At 43.3% G+C, this 16862-nt stretch carries 16 protein-coding genes; 1 reads left to right on the top strand and 15 read right to left on the bottom strand.

The features are described from left to right. Positions 1-94: 94 nt before the first annotated feature. From MHB72_RS01630 to MHB72_RS01615, 4 genes are all read right to left on the bottom strand, one after another. Complete coding sequence (locus MHB72_RS01630) at positions 95-922, bottom strand: DUF4885 family protein (protein ID WP_216921609.1); 828 nt, start codon at positions 920-922, stop codon at positions 95-97. Positions 923-985: 63 nt separating this feature from the next. Further along, positions 986-1813 carry a PPC domain-containing protein gene (locus MHB72_RS01625; RefSeq protein WP_216921612.1) on the bottom strand — a complete coding sequence of 276 codons (828 nt, stop codon included), beginning with the start codon at positions 1811-1813 and terminating at the stop codon, positions 986-988. A 110-nt stretch (positions 1814-1923) separates the two neighbouring features. Beyond that, positions 1924-3138 carry a serpin family protein gene (locus MHB72_RS01620; protein ID WP_023857768.1) on the bottom strand — a complete coding sequence of 405 codons (1215 nt, stop codon included), beginning with the start codon at positions 3136-3138 and terminating at the stop codon, positions 1924-1926. A 107-nt stretch (positions 3139-3245) separates the two neighbouring features. After that, entirely contained in the window at positions 3246-4757 is a 1512-nt protein-coding gene (locus MHB72_RS01615) for a class I adenylate-forming enzyme family protein (RefSeq protein WP_020450013.1), read from the bottom strand. Positions 4758-5034: 277 nt separating this feature from the next. Between MHB72_RS01615 and MHB72_RS01610 the strand changes: the two genes are divergently transcribed. Then, a complete protein-coding gene (locus tag MHB72_RS01610) occupies positions 5035-5454 on the top strand; it encodes a MarR family winged helix-turn-helix transcriptional regulator (protein WP_020450012.1) in 420 nt (139 codons plus the stop codon). Positions 5455-5488: 34 nt separating this feature from the next. Here MHB72_RS01610 and MHB72_RS01605 read toward each other — a convergent pair whose 3' ends face one another. The 11 genes from MHB72_RS01605 to MHB72_RS01555 all read right to left on the bottom strand — a co-directional run bounded on the left by MHB72_RS01605 (position 5489) and on the right by MHB72_RS01555 (position 16618). Next, positions 5489-6400, bottom strand: coding sequence for a macrolide 2'-phosphotransferase (locus MHB72_RS01605; RefSeq protein WP_023857765.1), 912 nt, complete (start codon positions 6398-6400; stop codon positions 5489-5491). 420 nt (positions 6401-6820) lie between these two features. Continuing rightward, complete coding sequence (locus MHB72_RS01600) at positions 6821-7993, bottom strand: DUF4885 domain-containing protein (protein WP_026580472.1); 1173 nt, start codon at positions 7991-7993, stop codon at positions 6821-6823. A gap of 150 nt (positions 7994-8143) precedes the next feature. Further along, positions 8144-9217, bottom strand: a complete 1074-nt coding sequence (locus tag MHB72_RS01595; protein ID WP_020450009.1) for a DUF3900 domain-containing protein — start codon at positions 9215-9217, stop codon at positions 8144-8146. A 96-nt stretch (positions 9218-9313) separates the two neighbouring features. Continuing rightward, entirely contained in the window at positions 9314-10012 is a 699-nt protein-coding gene (locus tag MHB72_RS01590; protein WP_023857763.1) for an ABC transporter permease, read from the bottom strand. 15 nt (positions 10013-10027) lie between these two features. Continuing rightward, entirely contained in the window at positions 10028-10711 is a 684-nt protein-coding gene (locus tag MHB72_RS01585; RefSeq protein ID WP_216921618.1) for an ABC transporter permease, read from the bottom strand. Beyond that, positions 10705-11649: an ABC transporter ATP-binding protein gene (locus MHB72_RS01580; RefSeq protein ID WP_025810825.1), complete on the bottom strand. Its 945-nt coding sequence runs from the start codon at positions 11647-11649 to the stop codon at positions 10705-10707. Before MHB72_RS01580 ends, MHB72_RS01585 begins: the two co-directional genes overlap by 7 nt. A 94-nt stretch (positions 11650-11743) precedes the next feature. Next, positions 11744-12679 carry a HAMP domain-containing histidine kinase gene (locus MHB72_RS01575; RefSeq protein WP_023857761.1) on the bottom strand — a complete coding sequence of 312 codons (936 nt, stop codon included), beginning with the start codon at positions 12677-12679 and terminating at the stop codon, positions 11744-11746. 1 nt (position 12680) lies between these two features. Further along, entirely contained in the window at positions 12681-13358 is a 678-nt protein-coding gene (locus MHB72_RS01570; protein WP_126430477.1) for a response regulator transcription factor, read from the bottom strand. A 252-nt stretch (positions 13359-13610) separates the two neighbouring features. Continuing rightward, positions 13611-13964, bottom strand: a complete 354-nt coding sequence (locus MHB72_RS01565; protein WP_020450003.1) for a hypothetical protein — start codon at positions 13962-13964, stop codon at positions 13611-13613. Positions 13965-13979: 15 nt separating this feature from the next. Further along, on the bottom strand, positions 13980-15899 hold the full coding sequence (locus MHB72_RS01560; protein ID WP_216921621.1) for a DUF6792 domain-containing protein: 1920 nt from the start codon (positions 15897-15899) through the stop codon (positions 13980-13982). Continuing rightward, entirely contained in the window at positions 15896-16618 is a 723-nt protein-coding gene (locus tag MHB72_RS01555) for a hypothetical protein (RefSeq protein ID WP_026580465.1), read from the bottom strand. Before MHB72_RS01555 ends, MHB72_RS01560 begins: the two co-directional genes overlap by 4 nt. Between the last annotated feature and the right edge of the window lie 244 nt (positions 16619-16862).

Raw genomic sequence — 16862 nt, 5'->3', positions numbered from 1 at the left:
ACTATAAAGTATCCCGCAACGTGAGGGTCAATGCGAAATTTGAAATTTTTTTTATACAAACAAAAAACCCGGCAAAATTGCTTCGCCAGGTCTTTTAAGAATTGTTCAGCAAGACTTCTTTAAGAAACGGATCATCCAGCCACTCGTTCAGCTGGCCCGCGGAGAATCCTTTTGATACATTGAGATCGATGAGCGTTCCGCCGGCATATCCGAAAGAAGCCGATCTGTCCGCAATGGTGTCCGGCCCTTTCACCAGAACATTCTTCAGCTTCTTCAGCATGTTTTGAAAGCTCTTCTCCAAGTCGCTTTTCGGGTCTTTGGCAGAGTCAATCACTCTGATGAGCCTCTCATTTCCGCCTTCAAGCTCTCCTTTTTCATCCAAACTGACATCAGCCAAAGACAGACCGGCAATCGTTTTCAAAAACTCATTCACATGCCATTTTTCATAAGCTTCTTTATCCAGCGGCGTTCCATTTTGTTCACCGATCAATTCCGCATGGCTCAACAGACGGGCGCCAAACCGTTTATCACTGTTATTTAAAACGGCTTCGATCCGGGTTCTTTTTTGTTCATCTTCGATGCCTTCAACTATAATCCGGTTATTTCCGTCTACATGCAATGTCAGATGTTCACTCTCGGAAAGAGAAATTCTGCTCTCGCGCAGCGTCTCATCGATCTGGCTGTTCAAACGCTGCCTGTCCACATAAAGATTATAGATCTCAAATTGAACGCCGTTCATTTGTGATCGTAATGACGGTGCATTTTTTTGAGCCGCTTCAGCCTGTTTGCTGATGGAGAGGGTGTCTGTTTGGCTGCCGACCATTCTCTTGGAACCTGTAGTCTTAGCCGGCATCTCCGCGGCGGCAGGCTTCATCAGCTGCTCGGAATAAAGCGAAAGTTTTACCCTGTCTCTAATATTCATGGGAGCTCCTTTCATGCCAATTACATTCGATTACTTTTTATATCGGACGGAATTTGGATCTGTTTACCAGCCGTATGTTGAATCATATTGATAATTGATCTTCAGCTGCGGCGATCTCCATGTTGAACTGCTCCAAGCGAGCGAATAGTATCTCACATTCCATGTCGTTTTGACCGGAAGCGCAAGTTCAGGCTTTAGATCCGGAAACAGTGTGCCGCCGGAAACCGATGTGTGCCAAACGCCTTTTTCCTTGTTCAGAACTTCCCTGTAGGTGTGTCCGAGGCTCGGAGAAATGGTTCCCTCGGCGGAAACGCTTTTCACAGTCGCTCCTTCGGGAATGGCCGAGACATTGGCAAGATTGACGGCGGCAACCGGAGAAACGACTCCCTGTCCCGGGCTTGAGATGGATGATGGAGACAAATTCGCCGTATAAGCACCGCTCTTCATTCTGTCGATAAATTCAAGTCTGTAAAATCCCCAACCGTCATATGAACCGTCTTTAGACGTGACGACCGCAATGTACCGGCCTGTCTCCGGAACATCCAAGCGGATGATTTCATTTTGGTTTCCCGTTCTTTCAGAAGATCCTACTGCAGGATAGCCGTAAGAATCTTTAAATAAGTAAAGATCATAGTCTGTATTTGCTGGGATGTTCTTTAGGTGAATGGCAAGCTGTTCTCCCTTTGTCGCGTAAAATTTGTAATAATCTTTATCGCTTTCGCTGTGAATCGTCGCCGAAATCGTCTTGTATTTCCACAATCCTAAATCGTAAGCCTCAGCGAAAGAATTGTTGGGTTCATACTCATCTTCGTAAACATTTGCCGAAGCCGAAAATGCTGGAATCGCCATCAAAAACACACTGAACACGAAAAGAAACAAACTTTTTTTCATTTGTCATTGCCTCCCGTTTATTCATCACCATAAAGGAACTCCCTTCCTTATATCGGTAATTGAATTGGAAGTTTAATGAATATTTTTAAAATAATAGAATTTTCCCAAGTTTACTCATCCGACGGCTCTGCCACACTGCCCACAAAAAGGTTCATTCCGGATGTTTCATCAACAATCGCAAAATAAAACGGGTGGTCTGCAGTCATCGTCACTTCAGGGACGGGAGCTGATTCGATGATCTCAACCGCCGTTGCCGCGGATGCTTCGGTACCCGCTTCATCTACTTTGATAAATGTTTTATGTCTGACTTTATCAATTTGAGCGGCGCCTTCTCCGGCAAACATATTTGAAAAATCCGCGCTGCTAAACACGGTTTTCATTCCAAGCCGTTTAAGCGGTTCATTTAACATGTAGTCTGTTTGAAATGAGAAGCGCGGCAGCTTGAGCTCCACCTGTTTCATCGTCCAGCCCTTATGCAAGGCGCGCCATTGATCATACGTCATGCCAGCTAGAAGCTGTTCAAGATTTGCCGCTTTTTTCGGCAGAAAAACAGCCAATGACAGACCTTCGTCTTGAAAAGGAAGCTTGACGGCTTGAAAATGTTTGTTTTCCAGATAAGGAAAGCGGTTTGTCTGCGTCATCATGGGGTGTTTTTTTGCGGAGCCGTCCGCAGAATAAAATGGCTGTTCCGCTGTCATGTGAGGATCAAATGGATGCTTCCAGCTTTCTCTAAAATAGACGGCATTAATGATGTAGGCAATCGTATTCGACGAGACCTTGTCAACGATCTGATCAATGCGGTCTTTCGTTTTCTTTTTGACCCAGCCGTTGATTTCTTCTGCTGCCCGATTTGGATCATCATGAAGCTGATAGGCGTCGCCAAGGCCTTTGATCGCGTCTTGAAAGCTTTCTTTCAGCTCCCTTTTGGACCATATCGAATTGGCCGATGAAAATTCGCCGTGAGGCAGCGTTTCTAGCGAACGATTCACAGATTGTGACATCCTGTTGATCGATGTCATATCCGTCTGGTTGAGGTTTAAAGTGCCGAGCAGTTCCTTTCTGCTATCTCCCGCGGCACCGTTTGCCGTCATCACAAGTGCCTGGTGAATACTGTAAGGCGAGAGGAAGATGTTTTTCCGGCTTCCTTCCTCTTTTATCATGTCTTGAAACAATGCGAGCGCAAACCGCTGTTCAGCTTCAGATAACGAGGCGTCCGTTTTTTGCGCGGATCTGACGGGCGGGGGATCGGCCTCCTTGTGCACTCCGCATCCGGCCAACAATAAAAGACCGGTCCATATCACCATCGCACTCCATTTCGATTTCAATTGTCAACACCTCCTACTGTTGTAGTGGGTTTAGCATTGGAAAACGTTACAAAAAACGGCAGCAAAAAAAGCTTATCCAATGCTGGATAAGCTTTCTGTTACTGCGCTCACTGTCCTTTAACAGCCAGTTCGCGCAAATCTTTTTTGACGATTTTGCCGAGCCTGTTTTTCGGAAGGCTGTCGGTAAAAACGATTTCAGGAATTTTATAGTCGGACAGGCGCTCTTTGCAATACGCGATAATGTCCTCCTTCTTAAGGCCGGAGCTTTCGTTTTTCACCACATACGCCCTCGGAACTTCCCCGTACATTTCATCCGGGACGCCGATGACGGCCGATTCGACGACTCCGGGCACTTGATCGATGATCTCCTCCACCTGGTCAGGATAAATGTTGTCGCCTCCGTAGACAATGACGTCTTTATACCGGCCGGTAATATATAAAAATCCGTCTTCATCAAGTTTGCCGGAGTCCCCCATATAAAACCAGCCGTCTTTCAGCACCTTTTGCGTGGCGGAAGGATTTTGGTAATACCCTTCAAAAACATACGGGCTTTTGACGACGACTTCTCCGACTTCGCCCCTTGGCAGCTCTTCATGTGTATCAGGGTCTTCGATTTTTATGCTGACTTGCGGAATCGGCTTGCCGGCTGAATTGACTTTATCCCAGCCCATGTCAGGCCGCCATACGCTAACCGTCCATGCTTCTGTGCTGCCATACCCCTGCACCATCAGGATTCCCATGTCATTGTACTCCTTAATCAGCCGCGCCGGCACCTTGGTGCCGCCGGAGACAAGCATTTTCACAGACGACAGGTCGAATGGATGTCTTTTCATTTCCTCCAGCATGTAAGTGTAGACGGAAGGAAACGCCATCATCATATGAATGTGTTTCTTCTCGATCTCCTGCAGGATTTCAAACGGTTCGGGGTCCCATAAGAAATGAAGCCCAATTCCTTCAAAAGCCGCCTGAAAAACATGGTTGAGCGAGCTCATATGATAAAGCGGATGGCTCGCTAAAAAGCGCATGCCTTTCAGCTGTTTCGATTTCACGTTCACCTCTGTCAAGTATGCGGCCAGACTGCCGTGGTTGACCATACAGCCTTTCGGATTTCCGGTCGTGCCCGAGGTGAACAGCATTAAAGCCAAATCATGCTCGGTCACCTGGTCGGCCTCCACCTCCAGCGGCCTGTTTTTAAATAGGCTCTCAAACTGTTCAGTCGTGTTCATTCCCGCACCCGCTTCAATCATCAGGCAGAACTGAAGCTGTTCGCGGAGCGGCGTTAGTATATCGGCAAATTCCAAGTCATAAAACATCACCTTCGGCCGGCAGTTGTTCAAGATTCCTTTTAATTCATACGATGTCAGCTGCCAGCTTAACGGCACGACTGTCGCCCCGATTTTAAGAGACGCCAGCAAAATGACGGGAAAATGATGATTATTTTTACATAAAACCGCGATGTGGTCTCCTTTTTGAACACCCTCCTCCAGCAGATAATGAGCCAGCTGGTTCACCCGTTGATGATACGCTTTGAACGTAAACGTTCGATCTCCTCCGGACAATGCTTCCAACCCATCTGACGTTTCCATATGATGATTGATTAATTGCTGAAGTGTACTCAAAATTTTCATCTCCAAATTTTCATTGTTTCTCACAAAACCTGGTGAGATTATGTGACGCACAAATTCATTCTAAAACAAAATATATCCATTGTAAAACTATTTCATAATAGAATTATTATCTTTATGAATTGATAACAAAAGAAATTAAATGACTCATGTTAAAATTCATAAAATCGTTTTTTGCGGAGCATTCGCTTATGATAAAATAGACCTATGTTTGTTTGACCAGCATAAAATTGCTGATCTACTACACGATGTCGGAAATGAGGAAACCTTCATGAATCACCATCGGATTGAAGCGAATCTATTGGATCATGCTTTCACGAAATATTTGCGGTCTTCAAAGAAATTGGACGAAGAAACGATTCCGAAAAGTATCACGAGCGGCAAAGGGTTTATTTTGCGTATCATTTACAGACACGGAACATGTACGATAAAGGAGATTTTACAGGAGGTCGCCCTGTCTCCATCAGCAACGACAACAGCTCTGAACCATTTGGAGAAAGAGGGCTTTGTGATCAGATCGAGAAATAACGATGACCGGCGCACCGTCTGGATCGAACTGTCGCAAGAAGGCACGAGGATCGCCGCACAAATGGTGGAAAACCGCCAGGCCTTGATCGACAAGCTCTTCGGCAAATTGTCAGAGGAAGAAAAAAAGGTTTTTTTTGCTATAATTGAAAAAATTATGATGTGAAACGGGCCGTCGATCGAAATCGACAGCCCTTTTTTTATTGTCTGACCCCAAGCGCGTCCAGCGCCATCTTCAAGTGCTCTTCTTGTTTTGTCTGCAGGGCGAACATGCCGATTTCGATGCCGTAGGCGGCCTGCAATTCCGTAATATGCTCTTTCATCCGCGGCCAGACCCGGCCCCCTTCTTTTTCATAATAAGAGATGAGCCGGGCGGTTTCGGCTTCTCCTAAAATCGTCTCGTATAATAGAAAATCTTTTGCCGGGTCGGCGATTTTCGCTTCCGTCCAATCCAACAGCCCAGTTATGCTCTGATGCTGGTCAATTAAAATATGCGGGGGATGCAAGTCGCCGTGGATAAACGCAGTATGTTCAGGCCAATACGAGTCGTCGGACAGCCACTTTTGCCATCTTTCCCAGAGCTCGCCGCTAACCCCGAGCTCTCTTTTGATCTGTTCCATCTGCTCTGCTTTTGACCGCCTGACGCCATCCGGATTCATCACATGCATGCCCGCTTCTTCTGCGGCTTTATGATCAATGCTGTGCAATAGCGCGAGCGTTTTCGCCAATGACTTGACAAAGGCTTCAGCCGGAGGCTCATGATCCATGTTCCATACGTAATTCTTCACCTCCATGTCAATGACCGCGGCAGGAACCCCCGGAAGCTCCGGATATGCAATCAGTTCGGGAGTATGAATGCGCCAATCCGGCACAGCGGCGGGAAGATGGTTTTGCAGCAGCTTCAGCACTTTCCCTTCATACACTGCTCTTTCAATCACATCGTCGCGCCGCGGTTTTCTCAAGACCCATCTCTTGCCTGCTTCATCTTCGGCAAAGACGACTTGAAAATCCATGCCGGACTCGTTGATTTCCGCATGCTTTCGTTTCAGCCGAAGGCCGTGTTTTTCCGCAAGTTTTAATATTTGTTCAATTTGTTCATTTACAATTGTCATATACGATTTTCCCCTTTACTGAAGGTTTTTAATAAAAAAAAGCACAGGTCGTCTGCCTGCGCTGGAAAGTAAACGGAAAAAGATAATATGACAAATAAACTGAAGGCAAGCTTCAGATAAGCTATTTTTAAAGGCAAAAAAAGAGGCGCTGGAATCCGCGCCTCTCCCTCTGTTATTGCATAAAGGGTCCCCTAAAAACAGGCAGACTGATCCCGATTACCCTGCACACAGGCAGAGACTTTGTTCACGATTTAGTTAGCGAGGACAAAGTTCAATCGGAATCTGATGTATGCCATTTGGGAAATCCCTCCGTTCTTTAAAGTTATCCTTATTTTAACAGGTGGCAGGGTGACCCGCAACGCAAAATTCAATTATTAAGAAAATCAACCTGATAGAGGAAACCCATATGTTCCTGCCTAACTAATAATTAACACCCGTTCGGCGCTTTAATTCTCTTAGCCAAGCCGTATCCCCGGTTCCATAGCTTTTCTTTTGCCCTGTATCCCGCAAAGATCCGTTGCTGTAGTCAATAGATAAGATAAAATCCGGAACAGAATCATATCCGGCTTCTGCAAGTCTGTTCAGCTCTGCTCCATAATGAGCGATTGCGAAATGAGCCGTTTTCTTTTGGACAGGGTCCTTCTCCAGCTCTTCTTTATACACATCTAACAAATCACGGCCGTCAGGTGTTACATATCGGCCATCAACCACTTCCAAGTCCTTCAGGTGATAGCCTGTCACCTCATATATCTCGCGAACCGTGTGATATTTTTGCTGCGCTTCTTTGGAATATTGGGCTGAATCGCTGCTCAAGCTTTTCATGATATGCAGAAATAACTGTTTGCTGTTTTCTCCTGATTGCAATATATGTTCAAGTTGATGGATGAGCTGCTCATCATCTGTTCCGCTCACTTTTACTTGATAATCAATCGGTGAAATTGTAAAGGTGAGCGCCGTATCCGCAGGAATGGCAATATGATATTGATCCAGCAGCGCTTGAAGCTGTTTGTTGACTTGGCTGCGCTGATATATTTTCTCATTCTCCGCCTCTACTTCCCCATTAAAATTCACATTTCGAAACGCGGCATCCTGCATATTATAGTTTTGCGCTTTTCCTTTGAACAGCCACTCAGTTTCATTGTCATATGCAGCTTGTCTTTCTGCTGCCGACAGGTCATTTCTGAAATAAGGGGAATTGGAATTTTTGTATTTATCCTTAATATAGCCTAAAGGATCAGGTTTCGTTTTGTTCATTGCATTGATTTTGCTGTATTTTTCATCTAAGATTTTTTTCCTGATATCACTTTCTGACTCATAGGGGTTTTGGGCATTGATCTTCGTTTCTTCCACAGTTTGATCATTTGCTGCTTCGTATGCCCGCCTGAAAGCTTCGGCATGATTCACAATACTGTCCTTTGAGTAGTTCAGCTTACTCAAACTTTCCTTCGATGGTCTTCCCGCTTGACTGCTGGCCTTCTTCGCAAAGGCAGTGATATCGGAAGAGACATTTTTTACAGTTGGATCAGCCGCATTCCTTTTCAACATATTCTGAATCATCAGCTGTGTACGGATGTATTGACTATTGAGACGCATTGGGTACCTCTCCTCAATTCTTTCTATAATCCCTATATCGGCTTGATTATGTTTATATTAACCTTATTAAACAGTAATTTACATAGCACCCTCATCAATTTAGATGAAAAATCAAAAGGCATCCGAAAAAACGGATGCCATTCCTTATTTCTAATCTTCCCTGTCACTTTTATTCCGTATCCGCTCAATCACCTCATGCAGTCCCTCAGGTTTATAAAATTCCACCGGAGAACTGCCCTTTTCAAAGGAAATCGTCTCGGCTTCTATCAGCGCGACATAGCGCCCGTTTACCTTGGCAAGGTGGATCGAATCTCCGAATTCAGCCAGCAGTCCTTTAATCTCGGTTGCTCCCAGCTTCATTTTCAGCTCTGCCTCAGGCATATGCTCAACGATCTGGGCGGAGGCTTCGATGACTTGATGGGTGTCGAGGCGTTCCTGAATCTCCCGCTTTTCGCTCGCTTCCCAGATTTCGAGATCATGTTCAAACTGCTGGAGTTCTTCGCTTTTGTCTTCAAATGCTTCGTACACATGCTCCTGCACCATGTTCATCACTTGGGACTTCATGATTTCCGGCATCGACTCGCCGTACTCGACGAATTTTAAGAAGTCTTCAAAGTAGCGGGCGTGCGAGGCCTGGTGGATTTTCACTTCGCTTTCCTCTGTCATGCCCTCTTCAGGCATGTGCGGATACTGGATCGATTTCATGTTTTTCGTCGTGATCGCCATTTCGACCTTGCGGATCAGCGATGATTCATCGGCGATCGAAGCGACCTTCGGTTCAAAGTCGCACTTCATGACAAAGACAAATGTATCATCGAAGTATTTGCGCGGTACGGCTGTCGCCACCAAAAAAACGCCTCCCCTGACGGCGCTCGTGTCGAGGTATGTGCGGACGAACTGTTCGCTCAGCTCATTGAATTCTTCCTTTGTCTCCGCCAGTTTTGTTTTGTGAAACAGATTGTAGTTCGGATTAGAATCAAGCTCATGCCCCGGCTCTGTGATGAAGCGGCCGATTTTCGTCGGCACCTGCTCTGATTTCGGATGGCGTTCGGCTTTCCGCTTCACGATTTTTTTCAATTCCCCGTCTAAGAAATCCTTCAGTTCGCTGGTTTCAAATTCCTCTGTATCCAGCGTCTGAAAATGTTTATATTGCTTGTTGGCCTGCTCATCCTTGCCGTCGACCTGAATGACGTAAAAAGAAATATAGCGAATTTCAAATTCCATGACATGTTCACCCGTTTTCCTTGTTGTTTCAGTTCTTCAAGTATAGGTAAATGCCTGGAATCCGTCAATTTGCACCTTCACTATATAATTGATCCATTATAATACATCTTCCCGGTCAATTTTTCGGATCGACCAAAACGCAATAACAATCCCGATTACAGCCAATGAAACAGGAATATAAATAATAGAAGCAATTGAAAATCCAGGACTTTGCTGACCGATCAGCGCAATCAAAATGCAGGATGTCACAATAGTGGCAGGAACGGATTGTTTGCGCATCCCAAAGTATAGTGGAATAAAACTCAACCCTGTCGAAGAAGCAGCGTAAATGAGCATACTGCCAATCTCATTTCCAATGGCTTGCAGCGTCAGTTTTTCCGGGCTGAATTGATAGATATCATTGAGCTGCGAGAAAATAAACGCAAGAATCAGTTCGGACACGATCATTGTCAAGAAGGTCAATCCGCCGGTGAGCAGCAGTTTTGCGGCGATCAGTTTTTTTCGGCTGACCGGATATGTAAACATGACCGTGATGGTTCTGTTTTTATACTCTCCGATGATCAGTTTGGCAATCAGCACGCCTGCAAAGACAATAAACACAGACCTTACAAAAGTTCCGAGAAGCAGCAGCGTGGATCCCGCGTCAGCCATCGCCATTTGGTCTTGAGTAAGATTTTTTTCCTCCGATCCGATCAGGCACAAAAAACCGAGTATACATAGATTTGCAATCACTGCACCTTTGTAATACCACCCTAGTTTCGTTTTTTTAAACTCCAATTTAATTAAATTCAGCATTGAACTTCAACTCCGTTAAAATACATCTATTTTTTCGATCCGCCTTACTGCCAAAAAGGAAAAAATCAGACCGACAGCGGCCAGAGATAAAGGAATATAAATAATTGAAGAAATGGAAAAGTCCGGGCTTGTGGAACTGATCAACATGCTGATCACGACAGACGAAATGATCGTTGCCGCAGCGGAGTGCTTCCGCATTCCGAAAAAGATGGGCACTAAACTCGTTCCTGCGGCGCCAAAAGCAAAAACGATCATTTTCAGAGCCTGCTGAGAAACCATAGAAGCTGTTAATTCGCCGGGGATGACCCCATAGATTGAATTCAGCAGAAAAAAAGCAGCGGCAACGCATGCATTTGATATCAATATCGTAATGAAAGTCAGCCCGCCTGCGATCAGCAGTTTAGCAGCCAGCAGTTTTTTTCGGTTGATCGGGTACGTAAACATCACAAGTATTGTCTTGTTTTTAAACTCTGAAATGATTAATTTTGAAATCAGCACGGCTCCAAAAATGATAAAAACCGCTCTGACGAAAGTGCCGATCACAAGAAATGTTTCATCAATCGTTTGGAACGTATCCTTGCCTTCTGTGAAGGTCACCATCCACAGAAAACCGAGGATGATGAAATTGGCAAAGACGGCTCCGCGTACATACCAGCCAAGCTTCATCTTTTTCATTTCGATTTTCAATAAATTCAGCAAGCATCTCCGCCTCCTTGTGCGCTGGCCGCATTGCCGTTGATTAAGCTGAGGAAGTAGTCCTCAAGCGAAGTATGCTTTTTATTCATGGACTCAATTTCTATATCATTCAAAATCAGAGCTTTAGAAATGGCTGTTTGAGAAGCTTCGGCATCATAAATTCGGATCGTTTTATCATTTAGTATTTTAAAATTAGCAATCTGAAGCTCATGTTCAAGCACAAAGCAAGCCCGCAATTGATTCGGCGTCACGAGTTCAATGTACTCTGTGTTCCGGCCTCTTACGCTTTCCATCGATACTTCTTCAACAAGCCTGCCGTCCCGAATCACTCCGATTGTATCTGCAATCTGCTCTACTTCGTTCAGGATATGGCTTGAGATGAGCAATGTCATTCCATATTCTTTGCTCAATACTTGAAATAAGTTTCTGATTTCTTTAATCCCGATGGGATCAAGGCCATTAATCGGTTCATCTAAGATGAGCAAGTCGGGTTTGGTAAGAATGGCACGCGCGATTCCAAGACGCTGCTTCATACCAAGCGAGAATGTTTTGACAGGTTTGCTGTCGATATTTTTTAAATTCACCATGTCCAGCACTTCCTGAATCTTGGCTTTATTGTGATATCCCATATACTCACAGTGCAGATTTAAATTTTCATTGGCTGTCAGATTTTCATAAAAAATCGGGTATTCGATCATGCTGCCTATTTTGCCGAGAATCTCGTATGATTGATTTGTCAGCTTATGCCCGAGAATATTGATTTCCCCGCTTGTCGGTTTTACGAGGCTCGTCAGCATCTTCATGACGGTCGTTTTCCCGGCTCCGTTCGGGCCGAGAAAACCGTATATTTCTCCCTTTCGTATATGCATGCTTACATTTGACACAACTTCTTGACCTTTGAATGTCTTGGTAAGCCCGCTTGTTTGTACGATGTAAGTCAACTCTGTTTCCCCTTTCCTGTCTTTGCTATGTGTCTATTGTAGCGATGGACGCTGTCTTTTTTATTTCTTGTTTCTTAAGAAATTCTTACGTTTGCTAATAGGTCATTCGTTTTAGCGTGATGGAAAACGCTGTCCGTTCATACGGCTTGCTTTGGAGAGAGATGCCCCCTCCCATTTTCTCAATGAGCCTTTTTGTAATTGTTAAGCCGAGCCCGCTTCCCTGGAACGCTTTATTTCTCGATTCCTCAAGGGTGTACAGCCTTTCGAACACCCGCTGCTGATCATACTCGCCAATCCCTTTCCCACGGTCCCAAACCGTAATAACAATCTGCGTGTCATCATATGTAAGGGACAATCCGATCAGCTTTCCATCTGCACCATATTGAATCGCATTTGATAAAAGGTTTTGCAGAACCCGGTCAAGCGCTTCTTCATTTCCATGTGCATAAACCGGGGTATCCGGGATGTCGATGACAGCTTTAAAACCTTTTGCCTGAACGGCATCATAGTGTTGGAGAATGTTTTTTCTGCATATTTCGTTGATATGTATTTTCGTGAGCAGTATTTGCTTATCTTCTGATTCGAGTTTGGCCAAGTCGAAGAAAGAATTCATCAGCTGAATGATTTCTCCTGTTTTTTGATAAAGTTTTTCCAGCAGCCTTTCACGCTCTTCTTCCGCCATATCCGAGTCATTTTGAATCGCCTCGATATATCCGAGCACAACAGTCAGCGGGGTTTTCAGATCATGGGACATATTGGTCAGCATTCGTTTCATTGACTGCTCCGTTTTTGCAAAGCGGGCTGTTATGCGTTGACGCTCCTCAACAAACAGGTTCATTTGCACGAGCAGATCCCGCAGTACTTTATCATCCGTTCCTAATAAAATTTGATCAGCCGCCTGCTCATTTAGCATCATACTGAGCTTTTCCGTGATGTACTTCAAGTTTTGGTCCCGCTGTTTTTTCATTTTATATTGGACGATATTGAGAGACGCCAAAATCATCAGCATGCCAATCCATAACATTGTCATGCTAAAACTCTCCTAATTTATAACCGATGCCCCAAAGTGTTTTAATATATTGCGGAGAGGAAGGATCATCCTCTATCTTTTCCCTCAAGCGCCTCATATGGACGTTAATAATATTTTGATCGCCAAAATAATCCTCATTCCAAACCGAACGATAGATTTGTTCTTTTGTGAATACTTTTTTAGGGTTTGTCACAAACAAGGTCAGCATCTTCCATTCCGTTGATGTCAGCTGAAGCGGTTCACCATTTTTTTGTACGGATACATTTTCTATATCAATCGTAAGCTCGTGAATACGTAGTTTTTGATTTGCCGGCTCACTGGCGGAATACTGCGTTGCGCGCCGAATGGCGGCTTTTATTCTTGCGGTCAGTTCGATCATCGAAAACGGCTTGGCAATATAATCATCCGCACCAAAACCCAGCCCCAGCGCTTTATCGACATCCCCGTCTTTTGCAGAAATCATTAAAACCGGGACCTTGCTCTGTTCACGGATCAATTTCAGAAAATCCATCCCGTTCAGTTTAGGAAGCATGATGTCGAGCAGAATCACATCATAATTGCCCTGCTGAAACAAGCGAACGCCCTCTTCTCCGTCAAAAGCAAGCACGACCTCAAACCCTTCTTTTGTTAAATAATGATCGACCATTTCACTGATCGAATGATCATCTTCAATAAGCAATATGCGCTGCATCTTGTTCACCTATCCTTTTCAACATAAAAACACACGTGCAATTACACTCATTGTAATTGAAAAACGTGTGTTTTTTACAAAAATTATTTATATTTCTAGTTGAATCCTCTTGTAGCTTCCGGATCTATTGACTGATACCAATCTACTTTCCCACTAACACGGATCAAGTCACAGGCGCGGGGTTGTACAAACACAAGTCATTGGAACAAAAAAATGACCTCTGATGTCAAGGGTCATCTTTTATTGATCAAGGGGCTTATTCTTTTTATAGTAAAGTGTTACGTTTTGCTTCCGCAAAGTTTCAATCATGTCATGATAACTGTTTGCAAACTGCTCGTTGTCTGATTTCATCCGGGTGATGACGGTTTTGCGGTTTTCACTTTTGTGATCTAATTCTTCTTTAATTTTCGTGATCATCATACCTTTTTGCCCTTCGATTTCGCTTTTTAGCACTTTATCAAATTCTTTCAGTTCTTTTAAAACGCTTTTCAGCGGCGCGTTCAGCCGGGCCGCTTTATCCTTTGCTGAAATACTGCTTAAAAACATATATGTCGCTGAAACTGTTTCAGTTTCCTCCAATAACGGTTTTACCATCTTAATCCCCCTCCCCTATGCCTTAAAATCAAACAGCGCCGAAATTTGCTCATCTTCATCGAACAATTTTTCAATGCTGGCGCGAATGCTTTTTACAAATTTCTTTTTGCTGGAGGTTTGTTTTTTTAATTCGCTGACGACGCCGTCGCACTGAGGAAGCGGGGCCGTGTGGTACGAGTCGTGGACGACGATTTTATTCAGCTTTCCGTTTGATCCGGCGAAGCCTGAGGCGAGCTTGAACTGAATGTCGAATTGGTAGCGGGAAGGATTGGCTTCCATGTCATGAATGGCTTTTGTCAACTCAGATTTTTTAATTGCGAAATGATCGTGGATTTCATGGTGGAAAACACGTTGGTAGCGTTCAATTTCAGCCTCAATCTTTGAAATGGCAGCCATCCCCGCCTGGTAAATCCTGATGGCAGATGACAGATTGACCTTTATCTCTTTTCCGTCCTTGCCTTTCTTAGAAAAATAGATGTCTCCTCCTTTGTAGCTGATGCCTTTCTTTTTGGATAGGGCGTTTAGAAGCGGGGTGATGCTGTGGCCTTCGCCAATAAGATTGAGAAGGTCTTTTGTGTCTTGATCCAGTTTGCCTAAGGCTTCTTCCAATGCTTTATAAGTTGAATAAAATTCGATTAAATTTTTCATTAGTGATTGAGAGAGTTGTCTATTATTTAGAGTAAATATGACAGTCTTCCAGTCGACAAGAAATTTGATCTTTTCATATAAAACGTCAAGCCTTCCTGTCAGTCGCTCTACTTCGGCAATGTCTTTTTGAATGGTCTTTTTTTTCGCTTCATCAATATAACCGTTTGCTTCAAGCTGATTGAGAACAGGGCCGCTGTAGGCCTTGACTTTCGCAAAAAATGCTTTAAACTCTGGCAGCTTTTTATCAAGTGCACCCACCATATTCAAGAGGCGGGCCGGATGTTTCAAGCAATATGCTATTTGCTGAGCTGTACCCTCTTCATTCATTATTCCGTTTAAAAAATCCATATCTACGCCGATTGCTTCCATAGCAAACCCCTGAATGCCGCCCTTTCGATAATCAGCAGCATATTTTTGAAAGTACCCTTTCAGTTTGCTCACATCTTCATCAGGAATATGATCAATGACACTTCGGAATCCTTTTATATCCGGGTGTGTGTTCGTCATTTTCACATCGCCGAACGTAATAAAATCAGCCTTCCCGCTGACACCGTAGAGCGGATCGTTACTGGAAATGCGCTGGGTGATGTTGGCTGTGACGCCTTTGTCGTTGTAGTATTTGATGATGGCTTTTTTTAGATCATTTTTAGGAATTTCACTGATTTTTATTGTGTTGAATTTTCTTTTAAGATAATTAGTAAGTTTATAGTCTGCTTTTAAAATATGGTCAACACTGATTTGCGCTCCATTCACTCCATAAACTTCATCAAATTCACCATCAACCAACTGAACTAGCACTTGGTTATTATTTGCAAGAGAATGTCCCATTGCATAAGTGTTTAGACTTTTTACATCTTGCGTTTTTTTCTTTGTTTCGATGGTAAATTCCTTAGTTGCTTTGTATTGACTATCATCCATTCCCAGAAAAAGACCTGAAAAGTTATATACCCAGTCCTCATTATCAGCACTTCCCTGAGAAATTATTTGAAGCTGATTGGTGTCATGAGTTTTATCTTGAATATATATAGCAGTACCATCATAGCCTGAGCTTTTAACAGAAGAATCTTTATTCTGTAAAATCTCCTTTGAGGTATAAATTTTTATATCTTTGGGAAGTTCTTTATTTGTTTCTTCTTTATAGATTCTGCGTACATCAGCGGCAAAATCCTCTTTAGCTTTTTTCACTTCATTTGCATTTTCAGATGCAAATCTTTCTTTATAGCTGTATTCTAAATTTATTAAACGCAGTTTCACATTCTCATTTTCAAATAAATTTTTATTCCTCATTTTTCTTCCCCTTCTGTACTGAAGGTTATTGAATTAACAAGTTTCTTTGCGGTTTTTCTCGCTTTTTCTTCTGAGAGGGAACATGGTTGATCTTCTTTATGGCATGCAAATGTAAAGTTATATTCAACACCTAAATAGTCCTCTTCTGTAGACTTTACATAACCAAAATAACTATATGAAAAATTGTATTTTCGATCTATATCATCAAATACCTCTTTCATATGAGCAAAATATATATCTTTTCCGGACTGATCGATTTTTTGGTATTTTCCTTTGTATCCATTCTGTCCGCTAATAATTTCAAGCATCGTTTTGGGTTTATTAACATACGATTGCTGAGAATAATACTTAACTTGAGCATTAAGAACAATATTTGTTTTTTTGTCATAGCTATTAAAGGCGAGGCTCTCTATGTTCTTTCCATTATTTGAGGATAGCTCTGCTTCATACTCCCCATCCTCCGGAAACAACATCGTAAACCCTTTCAGTTTAGACTCAAGCAAATAATAGCCCGGCTCGACTTCCTTTGTTGATGCCATGTATTCTCTTGTTTTCTCATCCTGGAACGCCGGAACCTGCGGGAGGTCTTTCGGGTCCATATCTTTCGGCTTGACCGCTTCTTCTTGATTGCCGTTCTTGCCGTTTTGGCTGTCGTTCATACTGCATCCTCCTGTAAAGATTAGTATTATAGAAAAACACAATATCATCATCTTTTTCATTTTATTAAACCTCCAAGGGCTTTTAAGTTAAGCTGCAAGCACTTCATTTTAATGCGAATGACATGCTTGAAAATGATACTTTTTTATGTTACAACATGGAATAAATTAGATAAATAGGAAATAAGAATCACCACCCTGCAAATCGTATGCCGGCCCTCTGAAAAAACAGGCAGTATGGTTGATGCGCCAAGATTCCGAAAGGTACTGCGGTTTAGTTTACCAAAGAGGAAATATGAAAAAAGAA

This window comes from Bacillus sp. FSL K6-1284 (genome assembly GCF_038002625.1).
GTDB lineage: Bacteria > Bacillota > Bacilli > Bacillales > Bacillaceae > Bacillus > Bacillus paralicheniformis.
Note: the sequence above shows the minus strand (reverse complement) of the source record. Positions and strands in the feature narration are given on the sequence as shown.